20 protein-coding genes and 1 pseudogene are annotated in these 20,489 nt (G+C 63.4%); 11 read left to right on the top strand and 10 right to left on the bottom strand.

Annotation, left to right across the window (positions count from 1 at the left end):
• Positions 1-35: 35 nt before the first annotated feature.
• Entirely contained in the window at positions 36-491 is a 456-nt protein-coding gene (locus Q8O96_RS19360; protein ID WP_207166912.1) for a thioesterase domain-containing protein, read from the top strand.
• A gap of 142 nt (positions 492-633) precedes the next feature.
• On the opposite strand, the gene cysQ is transcribed toward Q8O96_RS19360, so the two are convergent.
• Both cysQ and nudE read right to left on the bottom strand, forming a co-directional pair.
• Positions 634-1,461, bottom strand: a complete 828-nt coding sequence (gene cysQ / locus Q8O96_RS19355) for a 3'(2'),5'-bisphosphate nucleotidase CysQ (RefSeq protein WP_102863054.1) — start codon at positions 1,459-1,461, stop codon at positions 634-636.
• An 11-nt stretch (positions 1,462-1,472) separates the two neighbouring features.
• Complete coding sequence (gene nudE / locus Q8O96_RS19350; protein WP_102862674.1) at positions 1,473-2,039, bottom strand: ADP compounds hydrolase NudE; 567 nt, start codon at positions 2,037-2,039, stop codon at positions 1,473-1,475.
• A 65-nt stretch (positions 2,040-2,104) separates the two neighbouring features.
• On the opposite strand from nudE, the gene yrfG reads away from it, so the two are divergent.
• A complete protein-coding gene (yrfG, locus tag Q8O96_RS19345; protein WP_102862673.1) occupies positions 2,105-2,767 on the top strand; it encodes a GMP/IMP nucleotidase in 663 nt (220 codons plus the stop codon).
• Positions 2,768-2,828: 61 nt separating this feature from the next.
• On the opposite strand, the gene lysM is transcribed toward yrfG, so the two are convergent.
• Positions 2,829-3,269 (bottom strand): peptidoglycan-binding protein LysM, encoded by a 441-nt coding sequence (gene lysM, locus Q8O96_RS19340; protein WP_102862672.1) that lies wholly within the window; start codon positions 3,267-3,269, stop codon positions 2,829-2,831.
• Between the two features lie 136 nt (positions 3,270-3,405).
• On the opposite strand from lysM, the gene Q8O96_RS19335 reads away from it, so the two are divergent.
• The 4 genes and pseudogenes from Q8O96_RS19335 (at position 3,406) to Q8O96_RS19320 (ending at position 7,697) form a co-directional block, all read left to right on the top strand.
• Positions 3,406-4,293: a LysR family transcriptional regulator gene (locus Q8O96_RS19335; RefSeq protein ID WP_250329876.1), complete on the top strand. Its 888-nt coding sequence runs from the start codon at positions 3,406-3,408 to the stop codon at positions 4,291-4,293.
• Positions 4,294-4,474: 181 nt separating this feature from the next.
• Positions 4,475-4,567 (top strand): annotated as a pseudogene (locus Q8O96_RS19330) (sulfurtransferase FdhD); the annotation flags it as partial.
• A 4-nt stretch (positions 4,568-4,571) separates the two neighbouring features.
• Positions 4,572-6,920, top strand: a complete 2,349-nt coding sequence (locus Q8O96_RS19325) for an FdhF/YdeP family oxidoreductase (protein WP_305949249.1) — start codon at positions 4,572-4,574, stop codon at positions 6,918-6,920.
• 303 nt (positions 6,921-7,223) lie between these two features.
• Positions 7,224-7,697, top strand: coding sequence for a YMGG-like glycine zipper-containing protein (locus Q8O96_RS19320; protein ID WP_102862669.1), 474 nt, complete (start codon positions 7,224-7,226; stop codon positions 7,695-7,697).
• 180 nt (positions 7,698-7,877) lie between these two features.
• Here Q8O96_RS19320 and Q8O96_RS19315 read toward each other — a convergent pair whose 3' ends face one another.
• The 4 genes from Q8O96_RS19315 to Q8O96_RS19300 all read right to left on the bottom strand — a co-directional run bounded on the left by Q8O96_RS19315 (position 7,878) and on the right by Q8O96_RS19300 (position 12,901).
• Positions 7,878-8,312, bottom strand: coding sequence for a thioesterase family protein (locus Q8O96_RS19315; RefSeq protein ID WP_102862668.1), 435 nt, complete (start codon positions 8,310-8,312; stop codon positions 7,878-7,880).
• Positions 8,313-8,424: 112 nt separating this feature from the next.
• Positions 8,425-10,359, bottom strand: a complete 1,935-nt coding sequence (locus tag Q8O96_RS19310; RefSeq protein ID WP_305949248.1) for an ATP-dependent DNA helicase RecQ — start codon at positions 10,357-10,359, stop codon at positions 8,425-8,427.
• Between the two features lie 171 nt (positions 10,360-10,530).
• Entirely contained in the window at positions 10,531-11,661 is a 1,131-nt protein-coding gene (locus Q8O96_RS19305; RefSeq protein ID WP_102882173.1) for a polysaccharide deacetylase family protein, read from the bottom strand.
• A gap of 67 nt (positions 11,662-11,728) precedes the next feature.
• Positions 11,729-12,901, bottom strand: a complete 1,173-nt coding sequence (locus Q8O96_RS19300; protein WP_305949247.1) for a YfaP family protein — start codon at positions 12,899-12,901, stop codon at positions 11,729-11,731.
• 232 nt (positions 12,902-13,133) lie between these two features.
• Between Q8O96_RS19300 and Q8O96_RS19295 the strand changes: the two genes are divergently transcribed.
• The 4 genes from Q8O96_RS19295 to Q8O96_RS19280 all read left to right on the top strand — a co-directional run bounded on the left by Q8O96_RS19295 (position 13,134) and on the right by Q8O96_RS19280 (position 16,302).
• A complete protein-coding gene (locus Q8O96_RS19295) occupies positions 13,134-13,487 on the top strand; it encodes a DUF1493 family protein (protein ID WP_305949246.1) in 354 nt (117 codons plus the stop codon).
• Positions 13,488-13,622: 135 nt separating this feature from the next.
• Complete coding sequence (locus tag Q8O96_RS19290) at positions 13,623-14,117, top strand: helix-turn-helix domain-containing protein (protein ID WP_305949245.1); 495 nt, start codon at positions 13,623-13,625, stop codon at positions 14,115-14,117.
• Positions 14,114-15,385 carry a type II toxin-antitoxin system HipA family toxin gene (locus Q8O96_RS19285; protein ID WP_305949244.1) on the top strand — a complete coding sequence of 424 codons (1,272 nt, stop codon included), beginning with the start codon at positions 14,114-14,116 and terminating at the stop codon, positions 15,383-15,385. Before Q8O96_RS19290 ends, Q8O96_RS19285 begins: the two co-directional genes overlap by 4 nt.
• Before the next feature lie 62 nt (positions 15,386-15,447).
• Positions 15,448-16,302, top strand: coding sequence for a DMT family transporter (locus Q8O96_RS19280; protein ID WP_205413508.1), 855 nt, complete (start codon positions 15,448-15,450; stop codon positions 16,300-16,302).
• 62 nt (positions 16,303-16,364) lie between these two features.
• Here Q8O96_RS19280 and Q8O96_RS19275 read toward each other — a convergent pair whose 3' ends face one another.
• Positions 16,365-17,909 carry a phosphoenolpyruvate carboxykinase gene (locus Q8O96_RS19275; RefSeq protein ID WP_305949243.1) on the bottom strand — a complete coding sequence of 515 codons (1,545 nt, stop codon included), beginning with the start codon at positions 17,907-17,909 and terminating at the stop codon, positions 16,365-16,367.
• Between the two features lie 179 nt (positions 17,910-18,088).
• The gene (hslO, locus tag Q8O96_RS19270) at positions 18,089-18,991 is read right to left on the bottom strand and encodes an Hsp33 family molecular chaperone HslO (RefSeq protein ID WP_016966988.1); all 903 of its coding nucleotides are present in this window, start codon (positions 18,989-18,991) and stop codon (positions 18,089-18,091) included.
• 99 nt (positions 18,992-19,090) lie between these two features.
• Between hslO and Q8O96_RS19265 the strand changes: the two genes are divergently transcribed.
• On the top strand, positions 19,091-19,903 hold the full coding sequence (locus Q8O96_RS19265; protein ID WP_305949242.1) for a phosphatase PAP2 family protein: 813 nt from the start codon (positions 19,091-19,093) through the stop codon (positions 19,901-19,903).
• A gap of 76 nt (positions 19,904-19,979) precedes the next feature.
• Here Q8O96_RS19265 and Q8O96_RS19260 read toward each other — a convergent pair whose 3' ends face one another.
• The gene (locus Q8O96_RS19260) at positions 19,980-20,384 is read right to left on the bottom strand and encodes an RNA-binding S4 domain-containing protein (protein ID WP_016966989.1); all 405 of its coding nucleotides are present in this window, start codon (positions 20,382-20,384) and stop codon (positions 19,980-19,982) included.
• Positions 20,385-20,489 lie beyond the last annotated feature (105 nt).

The raw sequence follows: 20,489 nt of genomic DNA, 5'->3' as shown, positions 1-20,489 counted from the left end.
CGCACCATCCACCCTTCCACCCTTGAGGCCCGTGCATGAACCGCGACAGTCGCTACCTGGAATCCATCCTCCACCACGACATTCCCCTGACCCGGGACATGGGCCTGAAGGTGCTCGACTGGCAGGCGCAGCAACTGCGCCTGCAACTGCCGCTGGAGGCCAACGTCAACCACAAGAGCACCATGTTCGGCGGCAGCCTGTACTGCGGTGCGGTGCTGGCCGGTTGGGGCTGGCTGCATTTGCGGCTCAAGGAAGAAGGGATAGATGACGGGCATATCGTCATCCAGGAAGGGCAGATCAGTTACCCGCTGCCGGTCACCGGCGATGCCGTGGCGATCTGCACCGCGCCTGATGACAAGCTCTGGAAGAAATTCCTTGCGATGTACCAGCGCCACGGTCGTGCCCGCCTGACCTTGCACAGCCGTGTGGTCAACGTCGGCAGCGAAGACGACGCCGTACGCTTTGCCGGTCAGTACGTCCTGCACCGCTGACCCGTTTCGGAACCTACTCAACTCTGTAGGAGCTGGCTTGCCAGCGAAGAGGCCGGAAATTCTTGCACAGGGCTCAAGGGCCCCTTCGCCGGCCAGCCGGCTCCTACACAAAAGGTGGCAGAGGCAAGTCGCCGTGGGGCGATCAGGCGCGGGCCAGCTCCAGCAGTTTGCCGCGCCACGCCGCCTTGGCCGGTAGCGCCAGGAAGAAGCCGTTGAGCAACGACTCCCGGGGGGGATAGCAGAACGGCGCACCGGCAAGATCCAGCACTTCGCCACCCGCCCCTTCGAGTACACCCTGGGCCGCCGCGGTGTCCCATTGGGAAGTCGGCGCCAGGCGCGGATAACAGTCCGCCGCGCCTTCGGCCAGCAGGCAGAACTTCAGCGAACTGCCGATATTGGCCAATTGCAATTCACCCAGGGCAGCACTCAAGCCACCCAACAAGCGCTCCTGCTCCGGGCTCGAATGGCGCCGACTGGCCACCACGGTAAAGGCCTCGCCAACACCTGGCTGTTCACGCACCTGGATCGCTTGCGGCGCTTGCCCCTGATCCACACGCCAGGCGCCAAGGCCAGCACCACCGAGATAACAACGGCCATTGGTGGGCATCGACACCACGCCAAACACCACCCGCCCCTGTTCGATCAGGGCGATGTTGACGGTGAACTCTTCACTGCCGGAAATGAACTCCTTGGTACCGTCCAGCGGGTCCACCAGCCACCAGCGCTGCCAACCGGCGCGAGTGGCCTGGGGAATGTCGGCATCTTCTTCGGACAGCACCGGGATGCTCGGGTCCAACGCCGTCAGGCCAGCCACGATCAAGTGATGGGCCGCAAGGTCGGCGGCGGTCACCGGCGACTCGTCAGCCTTGTGGTTGACCGCCACGTCGGCGCGCCAGAACGGCAGGATCGCCTCGCCAGCGCGCAAGGCCAGCTCGGCCACCGGAGCCAATAAAGGATGGGGAAAATTCATCGAAGTCATGCTCATGCTGGAAAGGCTCCGCGCTGGCTCAGCAGGTCGCGGGTCAGGTACAGCGCGGCCAGGGCCCGGCCTTCGCTGAATTGAGGATTCTGCGCCAGGCTGGCCAGCTCACGCAGGTTGACCTTGTCGACCCGCATCGGCTCCGGCTCATCGCCCTCCAGGCGCTCTTCATACAAATCGGTGGCCAACACCACCTGGATCTTCTGGCTCATGTAGCCCGGGGACAGCGACAGCTCGGTCAGATGCTCCAGTTGCCGCGCGCCAAACCCGGCTTCCTCCTTGAGTTCACGCTCGGCCGCCGCCAGCACATCTTCACCCGGCTCGATCAGGCCCTTGGGCAGTGACAGCTCGTAGGCGTCGGTGCCGCCGCAATACTCCTCCACCAGCACCGCATGCTCGGCATCGAGCATGGCCACGATCATCACCGCGCCATAACCGGCCCCTTTGCCCACCAGGCGCTCATAGGTGCGCTCGACGCCATTGGAAAACCGCAACTGCACCTCTTCGACACAGAACAGACGACTGGTGGCGACGATCTCGCGGGCGAGTACAGTGGGTTTCTGGCGCATAGCGGGCTCCTTGGCGATAGCGGGTTACTATACAGACTGTTTTCTTACCGCTGGAGAAGTGTTCAATGGCCCTGCTGCCCTGGTGCGATATCGATACCGTCCTGCTGGATATGGACGGCACCCTGCTGGACCTGCACTACGACAACCACTTCTGGATGGAACACTTGCCCCAGCGTTACGCCGAATTGCACGGGGTCAGCCGGACCATGGCCGAGCTGGAACTGCAACCGCTGTTCGAACGCAACGCTGGCCAATTGCAGTGGTATTGCCTGGATTTCTGGAGTACCGAGCTCAAACTCTCGGTGCGTGAACTGAAGCTGGAGACGGCTCACCTGATCGCCCTGCGACCGGATGCCGACACCTTTCTCGCGGCGATCAAGAAGGCCGGCAAGCGGGTGATCCTGATCACCAACGCTCATCGTGATTCCTTGTCATTGAAGTTGGAACGGATCGAGCTGGCGCCTTACTTCGAGCGCCTGATCAGTTCCCACGACTACGGGTTCCCCAAGGAGAATCCACAGTTCTGGGATGCACTGCAGGCCGATATTCAGTTCGATCCGGCCCGCAGCCTGTTTATCGACGACACCCTGCCGATTCTGCGCAGCGCGCGGGATTTCGGCGTAGCGCAGTTGCTCGCGGTGAGCCAGCCAGACAGCCGCAAAGGGCCGAAGGATACGGCGGAGTTCGCGGCGGTGGGAGATTACCGGGAATTGATCGAAGGGCTGTGAAAGCCTTCGCGGGCGATCCCGCTCCGGCACTGGGAGCGGCATCGCCGGCGAAGAGGCTCGATCATTCAGGGATGCGCAACACCTGGCCCGGGTAGATCTTGTCCGGGTGGGACAGCAGCGGCTTGTTGGCCTCGAAGATCTTGTTGTACTTGTTGGCGTCACCGTATTGCACCTTGGCGATGGCGCTCAGGGTATCGCCCTTCTTCACGGTGACGAACACCGCAGAAACCACCACGGGACCGGTCACCGTAATCTGGTCCTCGACACTGCTGACACCGGCGATGTTGCCCAGGGCCAGAAGGATTTTTTCCTTCTCTTCCTGGCTCGCCACTTCACCGCTGACGATCACCTTGTCGCCTTCCACCGTGGCGTGAACATTGGGATTGCCCAGGCCGACCTTTTCGATGTGCTCCTTGAGCTGCTCGCTGGCATTGGCATTGCCCGGGGTCAGCAGGTCGATCAGTTTTTCACCGGCTTCTTTCACAAAGCTGAAAATGCTCATGTCGCACACTCCTTGGTTGATAGATCCAGACGCGAAAGACTAGACCAGCCTGGAACAATGAGGTTCCCGGGCGACCAGTGACCCAAGGCCCGGCCACCACGGTAGAATCCCGGCCTTTTGCCGCTCCGGAGCGAAGATGGACCTCAAGCAGCTGAAATTCCTCATCGCCCTCGACGAAACCCGCCACTTCGGCCAGGCTGCCGCGCGCTGTCATATCACCCAGCCAACCCTGTCCATGCGCCTGCGCAGCCTCGAGCAAGAACTCGACCTGCCCCTGGTCAACCGCGGCCAGCGCTTCGAAGGCTTTACCGCTCCTGGCGAACGGGTGCTGGCCTGGGCCCGGAGCGTCATGACCGCCTATGACGGCTTGCTGGCCGAGGCCGCCGCGTGCCGGGGCAATCTGGTGGGCACCCTGCGCCTGGGAGTGGTGCCGCTGTCGAGCTTCGACCCTCTGCCGTTGATGCAGCGCCTGCATGCCGAACACCCGAACCTGCGCTTCGAACTCTCGTCACTGAGCTCGGAGCAGATCCTCGAACAGTTGGCGAGCAATCGTCTGGACCTGGGCGTGTCCTACCTGGATCGCCTGGACAGCGAGCACTTCGACTTCCTGACCCTGGACCCGACCCACATGGGCCTGCTCTATGACCAGCGGTATTTCAGCTTCGGCGAACAGCCCCTGAGCTGGGAGGCGCTGATCGAGTTGCCCCTGGGCCTGCTCACCAGCGGCATGCACTTTCGCCAGTCCATCGACCACCACTTCCACATTCGCGGGCTGCAGCCGCAACCGGTACTGCAGACCGACGCCGTCCATCAATTACTGCGCATGGTCCACGGCGGCCTGTGCTGCGCAGTGATGCCCCTGGACAGCGGCCTGGAGATCGTCACCGAACACTTGCGCCTGCATCCCATCGCCGACGCCCAGACCCTGGCCCGCCTGGGCCTGATCATGCGCCGCAGCGCGCCGCGCTCAGCCCTGGCACAAGCCTGCTTTACCCTCTACCAGGAATCCTTCAGCCCTTCTTGATCGACGCCATCTATCAATAGATCAGTACTAGCAATTAGACGCGACACAATGCCGCGCTTAGTCTTGGGACCCGATGGCCGCTGGTCCCTCATTCAATGCCAGCCCCGGCAACTCCCGCCCTCGCGCTCGGCGCCAGCCAGACCCACAGACGCCTTGAGCGCCCGCCAGCGCAGACACCCGCCAGGCCGGGCAATGGCCGCGTCATCACCGCCTCAACCTTGTCCACCTGCCGCAGAACCGTGCGCCGCGGGTCCACAGCCCCGCGATGGAGAACCCCTGTGAGTACACACAACCAAGCCGATCAGACACCCGTTGCCCGCTACAAGCCTTACAAGGGCCCGGCCGGTGGCTGGGGTGCCCTGATCAGCGTGGCCCAGGCCTGGCTGACCAGCGACAACGCCCTGAAGAACATCCGCATGATGCTCAAGACCAACCAGAACGGCGGCTTCGACTGCCCGGGCTGCGCCTGGGGCGATTCGCCGGAAAGCGGCATGGTCAAGTTTTGCGAGAACGGCGCCAAGGCGGTGAACTGGGAAGCCACCAAGCGCCGGGTGGACGCGGCCTTCTTCGCCAAGCACAGCGTCACCTCCCTGCTGGAACAAAGTGATTACTGGCTGGAGTACCAGGGCCGGCTGACCGAGCCGATGCGCTACAACGCCGAAACCGACCGCTACCAACCCATCAGCTGGGAAAACGCCTTCAGCCTGATCGCCCAGCACTTGAACAACCTGCCCAGCCCGGACATGGCCGAGTTCTATACCTCGGGCCGGGCCAGCAACGAAGCGGCGTACCTGTATCAACTGTTCGTCCGCGCCTACGGCACCAACAACTTCCCCGACTGTTCGAACATGTGCCACGAAGCCAGCGGCGTAGCCCTGGCGCAAAGCGTCGGGGTCGGCAAAGGCACCGTGACCTTCGACGACTTCGAACATGCGGACGCGATTTTCGTCTGGGGCCAGAACCCCGGCACCAACCACCCGCGGATGCTCGAACCGCTGCGCGAAGCGGTGAAACGCGGCGCCCAAGTGGTGTGTATCAACCCGCTGAAAGAGCGTGGCCTGGAACGCTTCCAGCACCCGCAGAACCCGCTCGAAATGCTCACCAACGGCAATCGCCCGACCAACACCGCCTACTTCCGCCCGGCCCTGGGCGGCGACATGGCGCTGTTGCGCGGCATGGCCAAGTTCCTCCTGCAGTGGGAGCGTGATGCGCAGAAAGCCGGCGCAGAATCAGTGTTCGACCACGACTTCCTCAATGCCCACACCGCCCAAGTCCTCGATTACCTGGGCACCCTCGACGACACCCCTTGGGAGCAGATTGTCGAGCAGTCCGGCCTGACCCTGGTGGAAATCGAGCAGGCAGCGCGCATGTACGCCAAGGGCAAGAACGTGATCATGTGCTGGGCCATGGGCATCACCCAGCACCGCCACTCGGTGCCGACCATCCAGGAAATCGCCAACCTGATGCTGCTGCGCGGCAACGTCGGCAAGCCCGGCGCCGGGCTGTGCCCAGTGCGCGGCCACAGCAACGTACAGGGCGACCGCACCATGGGCATCAACGAGCGCCCGCCGGTGGCCTTCCTCGATGCCCTGGAGCGGCGCTTCCAGTTCAAGGTCCCTCGGGACAACGGCCACAACGTGGTCGAGGCGATCCACGCCATGCTCGAAGGCCGCTCCAAGGTGTTCATCGGCCTGGGCGGCAACTTTGCCCAGGCCACCCCGGACAGCCCGCGGACCTTCCAGGCCCTGAGCAATTGCGACCTCACCGTGCAGATCAGCACCAAGCTCAACCGCAGCCACCTGGCCCACGGCAAGGACGCGCTGATCCTGCCGTGCCTGGGTCGCACCGACATCGACCTGCAGGCCGACGGCCCGCAAGCAGTGACCGTGGAAGACTCCTTCAGCATGGTCCACGCCTCCAACGGCCAATTGCAGCCACTGTCGTCGCAGATGCGCTCCGAGCCGTGGATCGTTGCGGGCATGGCTGCCGCGACCCTGGGCAGCCAGCCGGTGGACTGGAACTGGCTGGCGGCGGATTACGGGCGTATCCGCGACCTGATCGCCGATACCATTCCCGGCTTCAAGGACTTCAATGAACGACTCAAGCACCCGGGCGGTTTCTACCTGGGCAACAGCGCCGGTTCGCGCCAGTGGAACACCCCTTCGGGTCGGGCCAATTTCCGCGCCAACCTGCTGCCCAAGGACCTGATCCACGAACGCACCCGGGCCACCGGTCAACTGCCGGACCTGATCCTGCAATCGATGCGCTCCCACGACCAGTACAACACCACCATCTACGGCCTCGATGACCGCTACCGCGGGGTCAAGGGCCAGCGCGACGTGCTGTTCGCCAACGAAGCGGACATCATCCGCCTGGGCTTCAAGCCGGGGCAGAAAGCCGACATCGTTTCCCTGTGGGATGACGGCCGCGAGCGTCGGGTCAAGGGCTTCACATTGCTGGCCTTCGACATCCCGGCCGGCCAGGCTGCCGCCTACTACCCGGAAGTGAACCCGCTGGTGCCCCTGGAAAGCACCGGCGACGGCAGCCACACCCCGACGTCCAAGTTCATCGCCATCCGTCTGGAAGCGGCCAGCGACAACGGCCTGATCATGGCTCGCTCGGCCTGATTCCTGGCTTGAGGGCCTCTTTGCTGGCAAGCCAGCGCCTACCGTTAGCGCGTGAATCGTAGGCGCCGGCTTGCCTGCGGTTCAAAGCCGCTGCACAGCCTTGAACCGCAGGCACAAAAAAGGCCGCTTTGTTAACAAAGCGGCCATTGCGAAGTAGCTAAAGACCGGCGAAATTCACTTAAGTTCCGCAATAAAAACAGTAAGTTACGAGATTGTGTACAACTCGTGCTATTCGTCGGATTTCGTTTGTAAGCGGCGTGGTCCGGCCTCAGGATCGCGCCGTCATCCCTTTGAGGCTCCTGTATGAAGTTCTCCTCGATTCTCTTGTTGTCCCTTGGCCTGGTCAGCGGCGTTGCCTCTGCCGGTGGCACCGTTGAAGCCGGTGTGGGCGGCGCATTGGGCGGGGTTCTAGGCTCGGTGGTCGGTCAGCAGATCGGCGGCAACACCGGTTCGGCCATTGGTGCGGCCCTGGGCGGTGCCGGCGGTAGCGCGGTGGGTGCGGACAAACGCAGCCGTGGCCAGGCGGCCATTGGCGGCGCCCTGGGTGCAGCCGGCGGCAACGTGGTGGGCCGCAGCATGGGCGGCAATACCGGCAGCCTGATCGGCGCCGCGGCAGGCGGTGGCGCCGGCGGTGCCCTGGGCAACTACATGGGCAACGAAAGCGCCCGGGAAGATCGCGACTACCGTGGCCGCGATGACCGCCGCTACTACCGCGACGGCCACCGTGGCCGTGGTCATGCCTACGGGCATCGCAAGCACCGTCACTATCGCGACTGACCCCCCGCCCTGTAGCCGCTGCCGCAGGCTGCGCACGAGGCCGCAGGCCTCGCCAAGCCAGGCGCTGCGGTGGGTCAGTTGCCCCGTGGATTGAGGTTTGGCGCCTCCTGAGCAGCTGATCGCAGCCTTCGGCAGCGGCTACAAGTGCCAGTGCCGGGGGTTGAGATCGAGTATCGAAGTTCACGCCAGCAGCAGGCGTTCCAGAGCCGCTCGCAATGCGGGCGGAATCGGCACCGGCTGGTTCGACCGCCGATCCACGAATACATGGACGAAACGTCCAGCCGCACAGGCATCCGCCTCTCCCGCCTTGAACACCGCCAGTTCGTACTGCACCGAACTGTTGCCCAGCTTGCCGACCCGCAGGCCGATCTCGATACGTTCGGGAAAGGCGATGGACGCAAAGTAGTCGCAGGCCGAGCTGACCACGAATCCCACCACCTCGCCATCATGGATATCCAGCCCGCCCTGTTCGATCAGGTAGGTGTTCACCGCCGTGTCGAAGAAGCTGTAGTAGGTGACGTTATTCACATGGCCGTAGACGTCGTTGTCGTGCCAGCGGGTGATGATCGGCTGGAAGTGGCGATAGTCGCCACGTTGCGGCATAGGCTCGGACATCGGGGCTCTCTCCCTTGGATTGAAGGCCGGGCGATCGGTTGATCGCCCGGCATTTCACCGCAGACAGCCAAGCCTGGGCAAACCCTTTTGCGTCCATTGCGCCGGTGGCTTGTCAGGCGGCCAGATGAGCCTCGCACCACTCCCGCACGGCGGCGTAAGGGTAATCCTCCAGTGCCGCGAAACCGGGAATGCTGCGGGCCTTGAGCTTGGTGAATAAAGGCACGCTGATGCCGCAGAGAAAACGCGTCAGCCGCTCTGCTCCCGGCACATCGCCGGTGTGCTGCTGATGCCTGTGGATAAAATCGCCGCACAACCCGTTGAAGTTTTTATCCACAAGCGCGGGCAACACGGGTGGCTCCGGCAGTCGTGCCACCTGGCCGTGACAGACCGAGCAATGCCCACAACGCTGGGGCGCCTGATCGTCACCAAAATACTGCGCCAGGCGGTGCCCCAGGCACTGCTCGGTGGCGAACAGGTCGAGCATGGCGTGAATCCGCGCTATTTCGCTGCCCTCGTGCCGGGTGAAATAAGCATGCAGATCAGTGCTCAAGGCAGCGGCATCGAAGTCGGTTTGCAGCAGGCTGTAGACCTCGGTCATCTGCTTGCTTTCCAGCTCCACCCAACCCTTCTCCTGGAAGTAATCCAGGGCCTTGACCACCCGGGTGCGCGGCGCCTGGTACTGCTCGTAGAGCGCGTCGAAGTTCACCGTGGCCCAGGTCCGGGCCCGGCTGGAGGTGTTGATGATGGCCTGGACAAAGTCCCGGCGCTCTCCTTCGAAACGCGCCAGCAAGGCCTCGGGGTCCAGCAGCAACTTGAAGCGGTACTCGGCGAAGTAGGCATAGCGTGGGGCGATCAGGCCCCGCAGTTCCAACTGCACCAGCAAGGTCTTGAGCGGCAACTGGCGAACGTTGCTCTGGTCCGCCAGGGGCCCGAGCAGGAACTCCCACTGTCCGTCCGGCACCGACGCCTGCAACTCATCCAGCACGCAGCGGATGCCGCTCAGCTCCGGGGTGTCGCCATAGACGAAGTTCTCCAGCACGTTGAGGCTGTCGCGGTTGGCCAGCACCAGGCAGTCCGAAGGCTGGCCGTCGCGCCCGGCGCGGCCGATTTCCTGGCTGTAGTTCTCGATGGACTTGGGCAGATCGAAGTGCACCACGTTACGGATGTCGCTCTTGTCGATGCCCATGCCGAAGGCGATTGTCGCGACGATGCAGTTACTGCGCCCTTCCATGAACCGGCGCTGGATCGACTCACGCTGCTCGTGGGGCAGACCGGCGTGGTAGGCCTCGGCGGCGATGCCCTGGTGACTCAAGTGCTCGGCGATCTGCTCGGCGGTCTTTTGCAGGGTCACGTAGACAATGCTCGGCTGCCCGGCCCGCTCCCCCATCCACTGCACCAGGCGCCGACGCTTGTCCGCGCCGCGCACCGGCTCCACCAGCAGGTTGAGGTTGGGCCGGTAGAAGCCGGTGGTCACCACGTCAGCGGCATCAATGGCGAACTTGGCCTGCATGTCGGCGATCACCTTGGGCGTCGCCGTGGCCGTCAGCAGCAGGGCCTGGGGAATGTTGAACTGGCGCTGGTAGTCCGGCAGTTTCAGGTAGTCGGGACGGAAGTTGTGGCCCCATTCGGAAATGCAGTGAGCCTCATCCACCACCAGCAGGGAGATGGGCACCTGCTGCAAAAAGTTGCGGAAGCGCTCGTTCTTCAAACGCTCCACCGAGATCATCAGGATCTTCAGTTCACCGGAGCGGGCCCGGGCCATGACGTCATTGGCTGCATCGCGGCTCTGGGCCGAATCGATGCTGGCGGCGGCAATGCCATGACGCTGGAGAAAGGCCAACTGATCCTGCATCAACGCCAGCAGCGGCGAGACCACCAGGGTCAGGTGCGGCAGCAGCAAGGCCGGCAATTGGTAGCACAGGGACTTGCCGGAGCCGGTGGGAAAGATCGCCGCCGCCGAGCGCCCAGCCAGCACCGCACTGACTGCGGCCTCCTGGCCCGGACGAAACTGTGGATAACCGAAGACCTGTTCGAGGGTGCTGTGCATAAGGGTCACTCCTTTGACCGCTGACCTGTCCTTGAAGACTAGCGGCACAGGTCGGCGGTTCGAGAAAAGGTCGCGGGAAAACAGATACCGGATGATACCGGGCGGGAGCACTTTCACCGGTAAGCCGGCTCCTACCCAGGAGTCGGCTTACCGACGATAGGGAGCCTGGGCCTAGCGCAAAGTTCGGCAGTCCAGCCATCGCACGCCATTGTGCCGATTGGCCTCAAGCAGTGCCGGCACCGCCTGGGCGGCCTTGGCGTGGGTGTCATGGAACAGGATGATGCCGCGCCGCCAGAGCAGCATCAGGGTCTGCACCCGCTGGGCTGCGGCTGCGGCGCTGACCTTTTTGCTCCAGTCCTGGGAGTCGATGTTCCACAGCATCAGTTGCAGCCCCTGGGCCTTGAAGAAGTCGGCACTGTCAGCGCGTCGCTGCCCATAGGGCGGGCGAAACAGCGGCTGGTATTCATCCGCCAGAGTGCGGTTGGCCAGGTTTGCGCTGTGGATCACCGAATGCTGCCACTCGCTCCACGAGGCGTGAGACTTGTGTTCCCAACCGTGTACACCCACACACTGGCCATCGTACAACTGGCGCATCTGCCCTGCCGAAGATTGACTCAGGCGCGCCTGAAACGAGTCCCCCAGAACAAAGAACAGGCTATGCAGATCCTTGGATCGCAGCACATCGATCAGTTGATCGGTATGCCCACCCCGCAGGCTCGGCCCGTCATCGAAGGTCAGCAGGAACTCCCGGTCCGCCAGCTCGTCCCCCAGGCGTTCCGTCGGCCCCATGCGCTGGATCTCGCTGCTGACCACGGTGAACAGCGCCGCCAGGCGCAGTTGCTCGTTCAGGTACAGCTGATGAAACCGGGTGCTGGCCTCGGCCCACGCCCCATAAGTGGATTTACTCTCCCCGGTAAAACTGGCCACCAGTTGCCGCAGCTCACCGAGATTGCGTACAGGGAGGCAGAACGGCGTACCTTCACAGTCCCGGCTGGCCAAGCGGTAGTTGTTCAACAGCAACTCCCAGAAGCGCTGGCGCACCTGATTCACTGACTTCAGATCCAGTTGCCTGACTCCTAGCCGCTGCTTCAAGGCCTGTTCATCCAAGGCTTCGCTGGCCAGCAGCGCTTTGCCGAACATCAGAATCTCGCCCCGTGAGGCGGTGTCGAATTCCGCGGTGCTGGTCAGGGCATTCGGCCAGCCACTGCGGTCGATGGTGGCGAACACCTGCGGCCCGGCCGCCCGGGCCACGCCGCTGGACAGACACAGCGCCAGCAGCCAGGGGAGAACACCAATTCGCATACCAACCTCCATAAATGCACAACGCGCCACTGTCGGCGCGTTGTGGAGATAACTTCTGCCTGTGTGATCAGCGGTTTTGCAGCCGCTCTATGGCCTTGTCGTACACCGGGTTGGCCTTCTGCTCCCGAGCCTTTTGGTAGTGCTCAAGCGCCGTGGCCAACTGCCCGGCGTCCTCGTAGATGCGCGCCATGTCGTAGTAGGCACTGGCGCGAATGGTCGATGCGGCCGGGCCACTGGCCAGGGCGATGGCCTTGCGGTCCGCGACTATGGCGTCGTCGGGGCGGCTGTTCTTGCGATTGGCCAGGGCCAGGTTGCTGTAGGCCTGGGCAAAGCCCGGCTCCAGCTCGATGGCTTCGCTGTAGAAGATCCGCGCCCCGCCGAAATCGCCCTTGCGGTAAGACTCCTCGCCCTTGAGGTTGAGGCTCTTGGCATCCACCGGCCCGAAGTCCGCACCCACCACTTCATCGATGGACTTGGCATTTTCCAGCAGCGGATCAAGAGCGCTCATGACCGATTCCGGCTCCTCGCTGCCTAGCAGCAGCCGATCGATATCCTGCAGGCGGCCATCGGCGGTCAGGCGAAACACCACCCACAGATTGCCCTTGCGGTTCTGCGGCACGCGGTAGCTGCGGATCAGCGCAGCGCCTTTATAGACAAAGACCCGCGCCTGGCTGCGGCCCAGGCGCAACGCTTCATAGCTGGTGCTGTTGGTGAAGTCGTGCACGGCAAAGACGTAGGCGTCGCCCGGCACACGCTGGTCGATGGTGATGGTTTCCGGCCGGCTGCTGTCGCTGCTGTCCGATTCCAGGCGAGCTCCGGGTCCCTTGCCGGTGGCGAAGTACAACAGCTTGTGGGGATAACTCAGGTGGGCATCGAGGTCCTCTCCCGGCGCGCTCCAGCTCAGCACTATTCGCAGGCTTTCCGGGTTGTCCAGTAGCGGACTCAGGGCGTAATTCAACCCCTGGCACGGGCACTTGACCCGCAGGTCGGCGTAGCCGGCTTTACGGATCAGCAACTCACTGGCCGGCGAATCGGCCACCTGGGCCGTCAGGGTGACCCGGCCCTGGGCATCGGTGCTTCCTGCAACCTGAGTCGCGCCCTGTTGCACCTGCACCTGGGCATCAGCCAGCGGCGCGCCCTTGGCCAGCGCATCCAGCACCTGGATCGACAACGCCTGAGCCTGTACCGAGCTCGCCAGCATCCCTAGCCACAACAGCGCCGCGAGGCGAAAAAAAGCCATAACAAAATCCCTGTAGATAAGGATGACCGGGCCTCTATCCCGGCCCACCAGCCAGCGGCGAACCATACACAGTTTTGTCCGGCAATGCTCGGTCCCACCCGGGAAATCGCGGGTAAAAAGGCCCGCACGTCGTCTCGGGGCGAGCGGCTTGCGCAGCCGCCCGCCGACTTGCAACGCTGCCGGAGAATCGCCGTACACTGCCCCTTCTCAAACACCGCAAGTGAACCCGATCATGCAACTGGCCCCCGGCTTTCCCGACGACCTCGCCATGCGCCAACTGCTGCAGCTGCTGCATGAGGAAATCGGCCTGCCCGAGCGCAAGACCCTGCGCCTGAGCACCGCCATCAACCTCGATCTGGGCTGCGACGGCTCCGACGCCCGGCATTTGCTGCTGGCCCTGGAAGAGCAGTTCGGCATCGATTTTGTCGACTTCGACAGCTACCGCTACTTCCAGCCCGAAGGCTTCGACCCGTTCCAGAAACGCCGGGCCAAGGGCCGGGGCGACAAGGTGCCGCTGACCATCGGCATGCTGTACCAGGCGATCCGGCAACAGCACTGGGACACCCAGGTGCTGGAAGCGCTCTAACCCCGGCAGGGGCAAATCGCCCCGCGAAGAACATCCCCGGCAGTGGCCTGCCCAGCTCAGGAGCGAACTGGCGCATCTGCAATCAAGTGCTAATATTTTGGCAGTTTAAGTGAAAAAACCCAGGAATAATGGCACATGGCTAAGAAAACCGCCCCACTGCTGCCCGCCACAGGCAAGCTGCTGGATGCCTTTGGCGAACGCCTGAAACTGGCTCGCCTGCGGCGCAAGCTGACCGCCAAGCAAGTGGCCGAACGGGCAGGCATGTCACTGACCACCTTGCGCTCCCTGGAGTCTGGCGGGTCCGGCGTGACCATGGGCGCCTACCTGTCGGTGATGCAGGTGCTGGGGCTGGAAAGGGACCTGAAGCAACTGGCGGCCCGCGATGAGCTGGGCCGCCAGTTGCAGGATGCCCGGCTCTTGCCGGGAGACAGCAACGCGCCAGGCAAAGCGCGCCGGGCCCCCAGCCTGCGTTCGGCCAAGGCGCCTGCTGCCGGCCTGACGCTGCATGAAACCGCGGCCGAGCCGATCCCCTCCGCCCCGCCCACGGCTGACTTTCCGATCAATACCCAATCGCTGAGCAGCCTGCTGCAGCCCGCGAAAAAGCCCACGCCCAGGATCGATGAGCCATGACCCTGATCGCCGTCTACGCCGATTGGGAGTCCTTGGGCGGACCAAGGCGCCTGGGCTGGCTGCATGTCGGGACTGTCCGCACTGCCAGCGTCTTCGAGTTCGAATATGACCCCGCCGCGCTGCTCGATCCCGAGCTGACCAGCATTGCCCTGGACCCGCGCATCGGGCGATTCGCCGGCCGGCAGTTCAGCGGCCAGCAGCAAAACCGCTTTGGCGTATTTGCCGACTCCAGCCCCGATCGCTGGGGCCATCTGCTGATGCAACGCCGGCTGGAACGGGACATCCGCGACGGCCTGGCGCCCGCCGGCACCCGCCTGCAAGACGCCGACCTGCTGCTGGGGGTGCACGATCTGTATCGCGTCGGCGCCCTGCGCTATCGCCTCGATGACCAAGGCCCGTTCCTGGATGACCGCGACGGCCTCGCAGCGCCACCCTTCGTCGAGCTGCGGGCCCTGGAACAGGCCAGCCGCGCCCTGGAAAACGATCCGCACAACAGCGCCGCCGACGGCGGCCAATGGCTGCGCATGCTGATCGCCCCGGGTGGATCGCTGGGTGGCGCCCGCCCCAAGGCCAGCGTCGCCGACGACAAGGGCCACCTGTGGATCGCCAAGTTTCCCAGCGTCCGCGACGAACATGACGTCGGCGCCTGGGAGATGCTGGTCAACGCCCTGGCCAGCCATTGCGGCTTGCGGGTTCCCGAGGCCATGGCGCAACGCTTCGCCAGCGACCAGCACTGTTTCATGATCAAGCGCTTCGACCGCATCGAAACGGGCGGCCGGCTGCACTTTGCCTCGGCCATGACCCTCACCGATCGCAGCGACGGCGACGACGCCTCCACCGGCGCCAGCTACCTGGAACTGGCCGAAGTGCTGATCGCCCACGGCGCGCAGCCCCGTGCCGACCTGCGTGAGCTGTGGTCGCGCATGGTCTTCAACCTGCTGGTGTCCAACAGCGACGACCACCTGCGCAACCATGGCTTCATGCTCGAACCCGGACGCGGCTGGCGCCTGTCCCCGGCCTACGACATGAACCCCTGTGCCCACGCCAACGGGCTGAAACTCAACATCAGCGAAGCCGACAATGCGCTGGACCTTGAACTGGCACGGGAAGTAGCGGCATATTTCCGCCTCGGTCGTGCAGAGGCAGAAGGCATCATCGAACACTGCCAGAGCGTGGTTCGCCAATGGCCCACCCTGGCCCGGGCCCTGGGGCTGTCCCGGCGTGAACAAGAACGCATGGCGCCGGCGTTTCGACTCGCACAGCAGTAAACAGCACGGCTGTTGGACTCCTCCAACCCGTCAATCGACAAGGACAGTCAGTGGACGTATTGATGGGCTTGCTCGCCGCCCTGCTCTGGGGCGGCACCGATTTTCTCGTGGGGCTCAACGTCCGCGCTGTGGGCGTGAAACGGGCAGTGTTCTTCAGCCAGAGCCTGGGGTTCACCCTGATGAGCCTGCTGCTGGTGATCTTTCCCGCCATCCTCTACAAGGCCCTGGCCGCGCCCGCGCAAGTCTGGCTGATGGGCGTGCTCGCCGCGGCCTTTACCGTCTCCGGCGCCCTGGCCCTGGGCAAGGCCTTCGCCCTGGGCAAAGCCTCCATCGTCGCCCCATTGGTGACCTCCTACGGCGTGGTCACCACCCTGCTGTCCTGGGCCAGCGGCGAACAGATCAGCCTGCTGCAACTCATGTGCATCCTGTTGTGCGTGATCGGCGTCATCCTCTCCAGCCTGCACTCGGACAGCAAACTGCCCCACAGCACCGCCGCCGGCCGCTCGATCTTCTTCGCCCTGCTCTCGGCCGTTCTGTACGGCACCAGCTTCTGGCTACAGGGCCGCTACACCCTGCCGCAACTGGGGCCGATCAGCATGCTCTGGCTGGGTTACGCCGTGGGCAGCGGTGTGATGCTGCTGATGGTGCTTAAAGTCGCGGACGGGCTGAAGATCCCGCCGCTGAAAAACTGCGGCCTGCTGGCCTCCACCAGCCTGATGAACCTCGGCGCGTTCTTCGCCTTTTCCTGGGGTGCCATGAGCGGCTCGGTGTCGGTGGTGACGGTGATCAGCACCCTGTCCGGCGGCATCGCCGCGGTGCTGGGCTATGTGTTCTTCAAGGAGCGGCTGACGGCGGTGCAAGTGACCGGCGTGGTGCTGGTGCTGCTGGGGGCGTTGGTGTTGCACCTGAAGACGTGAGGCTTTCTGTAGCCCACAAAAAAGCCGCCCCGAAGGGCGGCTTTTTCATGGCAGGTCGAGGCTTACAGCTTTGGACCCGCAGCCTTGATCGCGTCGCTCACGTCGAACTTCTTGAAGTTCTCGATGAACAGGCCGGCCAGGGCCTTGGCGGCTTCGTCGTAGGCAGCTTTGTCAGCCCAGGTGTTGCGTGGGTTGAGCAGGCCGGTTTCAACGCCCGGTACGGCTTTCGGCACGTCCAGGTTGACGATGTCCAGGTGCTCGGTCTCGGCACCGATCAGCGCGCCGCTCTGGATCGCTGCAATCACGCCACGGGTGGTGGGGATGTTGAAGCGTTTGCCCACGCCGTAGCCACCGCCGGTCCAGCCGGTGTTGACCAGGTAGACCTTGGAGCCGAAGCCGCGGATGCGCTTGATCAGCAGCTCGGCGTATTCGCCCGCCGGACGCGGGAAGAACGGGGCGCCGAAGCAGGTGGAGAAGGTCGACTTGATGCCCGAGCCCGAACCCATTTCAGTCGAGCCCACCAGCGCGGTGTAGCCGGACAGGAAGTGGTAGGCGGCTTGTTCTTCGCTGAGGATCGACACCGGTGGCAGTACGCCGGTCAGGTCGCAGGTCAGGAAGATCACCGCGTTAGGCTCGCCACCGAGGTTCTTCGGTGCACGTTTTTCGATCAGCTCGCGCGGGTAGGCGGCGCGGCTGTTCTGGGTCAGGCTGTCGTCGGCGTAGTCGGCTTTCTTGGTGACCGGGTCGATCACCACGTTTTCCAGTACGGCGCCGTGCTGGATGGCTTTCCAGATCACCGGCTCGTTCTTTTCCGACAGGTCGATGCACTTGGCATAGCAACCGCCTTCGATGTTGAACACCACGCCTTCGCCCCAGCCGTGTTCGTCGTCACCGATCAGGTAACGGCTTTCGTCGGCCGACAGGGTGGTCTTGCCGGTGCCCGACAGACCGAAGAACAGGGTCACGTCGCCGTCTTCGCCCATGTTGGCGGCGCAGTGCATTGGCAACACGTCGGCAGCTGGCAGCAGGAAGTTCTGCACGGAGAACAGGGCTTTCTTCATCTCACCGGCGTAGCGCATGCCGGCGATCAGCACTTTCTTGGCCGCGAAGTTGAGGATCACGGTGCCGTCGGAGTTGGTGCCGTCGCGCTCAGGCTCGCAAACGAAGTTTGGCGCGTTGAGGATCTGCCATTCGTCTTTGCCACCGGCGTTGTACTGCTCGGGGTTGATGAACAGGCAACGGCCGAACAGGTTGTGCCAGGCAGTCTCGGTGGTCATTTTCACTGGCAGGTAGTGCGCCGGATCGGAACCTACATGCACGTGGGAAACAAAACGCTCGCGCTCGCCCAGGTAGGCTTCGACGCGGTCCCACAGGGCGTCGAACTTGGCCGCCGGGAACTTGCGGTTGATCGGGCCCCAGGCGATAGCGTCCTGGGTGGTGGGCTCTTCAACGATGAAACGGTCCACTGGCGAACGGCCGGTACGATGACCGGTGCGAACCACCAGAGCGCCGGTATCGGCCAGTTCGCCCTCACCGCGGTTCAGGGCTTCTTTGACCAGATCATCCACACTCAGATCGGTGTACACGGCGTTATTGGCTTGCGTCATGAGGTTCCCCGTCGGCCATTGGCCGAGTGCTCCAAACGTTTTGTAGTAGAAACTCGCGCACTACTACCGCGAAAAAAGTGCGCCGGATTATGCCAGAAAAGCCCAAAAATAGTAGGGTCCTCCCGTCAGTACGGCGTAATTCCGGCGTTTGCCAGGTGATTTACCTGCGCTGAACCGTTTTAGTGACGAGTATCTGACGGCGTGTCGACGCCCGCACCAGCAAACAATTGCGTGATATCGGCGGCATCGAACAGATAACGCTCGTTGCAGAACTGGCAATCGATCTCGATGCTGCCGCCATGTTCCACCACCAGCTCCTGAGCATCTTCGAGCCCCAGGCTGACCAGCGCATTGCCCGAACGCTCGCGGGAGCAGCTGCAGCGGAAGCGCAGCGGTTGCACGTCGAACAGGCGCACGGCTTCTTCGTGGTACAGGCGGTGCAGCACGGTTTCGTTGTCCAGGCTCAGCAGTTCATCGGCGGTCAGGGTGCTGGCCAGGGCGGTGAGGTGCTGCCAGTTGGCTTCGCGTTCTTCCGGATCGCGCAGGCGGTCGGCAGGCAGTTGTTGCAGGAGCAGGCCGCGGGCATTGCGGCCGTCGGCGTAGAGCCAGAAACGGGTGCCGGTCTGCTGCGACATGACGAAGTAGTTGGTGAAGCATTCGGCCAGGGTGGCGCCGTCCAGGTCGACGATGCCCTGGTAACGCTGGCCCTGGGTCGGGTCCACGGTCAGGGCGAGGACGCCGTTGGGCATCATGTCGGCAAGGGTCGCGTCAGGGGCGATCTGCGACGCGTCGTAGCGGGCCAGGCCGCGGATCTCGCGGTTGCTGGAGCACTCGATCATCAGCAACGGCACCGGGCCTTCGGAGCGGGCCTGGAGAATCAGCAAGCCATCGAACTTCAAGGTGCCAACCAGCAACGATGCCGCCGCCATCAGCTCGCCGAGCAGTTGTGCCACCGGCTCGGGATAGGCGTGTTTGGCAAGGACTTCAGCGTAACTGCGCTCCAGCGCCACCAGCTCGCCGCGGGCGTCGCTCTCATCAAAGATGAAGCGTTGAGTGAAGTCGGTATCCGGCAAATCAGTCATAGGTCTGGGTATCTGAATGATGACAAAAAGGTTACAAGCACCGAAAATTGCGGTTTTGCACCATGAAGGTGCAGTTTTTGCGGTGATTGGAGATATTTTATGAACAATCCGGGTTTGTTCCAAGCAAGGTGGAACCTCGGCAAGCTGGTTCTGTGCAATTTACTCCCTTTGGCCCTGCTGGGATTCTGGTTGTGGCCGACCGGACAGATGTACTGCCTGATGTTCGACGAGTGGCTGTTCCGTCACCTCAACACTCCCCTTGCAACCAACTCCACCTGGCTGCACATCTGGGCCGTGGCCAGCCTGCGCCCCTTCGATATCGTGGTGGGCCTGATCATGCTCGGCCTGCTGATTCGCGGTGATTGGGTGTTCAAGGCGGTGGACGTGCGCCGGGCGTTCTTCGGCTTCCTGTCGATCCTGATTCTTATGGTGGTGATTCGCGCGCTGTTTTCCAAGTTGGTGGCGCTGATGAATTGGCAACACAACAGCCCGTCCATGGTGCTCGAAGGCGCCGTGCACATGAGCGACTACTTCCCAGGCTGGGAGAAGACCTGGGAACTCAAGGAACGCTCCAGCCAGAGCTTCCCCGGCGACCACGCTTCGGTGCTACTGATCTGGGGCCTGTTCATGGGCATGTTCAGCCGCAGCGTCGGCCAGTTCCTGATCGTCTGGGGCCTGACCCTGCTGTTCATGATGCCGCGCCTGGTGGCGGGCGCGCACTGGGGCCAGGACGACTACATCGGCGGCGTGCTGTTGGCGGTGCTGGCCCTGGGCTGGGGCTACTACACGCCGTATGCGGCGCGGATGTCGAACTTCCTGCTGCGCCTGACACACCCGCTATTCAAGCTGATGACCCGGATGCCGGTGCTCTCGCGCATGAGTGTGGTCCGCTCCAGCAGCCTGCTGCGCTGATCAGACCTGTAGGAGCCGGCTTGCCGGCGAATGACCCCTTGAGGACGCCTTCGCCGGCAAGCCGGCTCCTACGCTTTCACTCGTGGCTGCTGCCGTGGAATTTGAATAGATCACGGCGCTGCTTCTTGCTCGGTTTGCCGTCGGTGCTGACCCCCAGGGCGCCAGCCTTGCGCTGGGCTGCCGCGGTTTCACGCTTGGCGATGCTGGCTTCGGTTTCCGTGTAGAGCGTCTGCGCTTCGGGCGCGCCACGACGGACGATGGAAAGTGCCTGGACCACCACGGTGCGCTCGTCGAAGCCGGCGCGAATCTGGTACTCGTCACCTACCCGCGGCTCCTTGCCCGGCTTGCAGCGCTCGCCACGGTGATGCACCTTGCCGCTTTCAATAGCCGCCTTGGCCAGGGCGCGGGTCTTGTAGAAGCGCGCCGCCCACAGCCATTTATCCAGACGAACCTTGTCCTCTTCTTCCTGCTTGTGCGCCACTGGAATTCCTCTTGCTGAAAAATGTCGCAACTGTACGGCCCGCCTACGGGCTCTCATAAATCCTGCCACTCACCTAAAATAACCCAGGTTGCGTCCTGACACGCG

This window comes from Pseudomonas sp. LPH60 (genome assembly GCF_030718165.1).
Taxonomy (GTDB): domain Bacteria; phylum Pseudomonadota; class Gammaproteobacteria; order Pseudomonadales; family Pseudomonadaceae; genus Aquipseudomonas; species Aquipseudomonas danubii.
The sequence above is the reverse complement of the archived record's forward strand: the minus strand, read 5'-3'. Positions and strand labels throughout refer to the sequence as shown.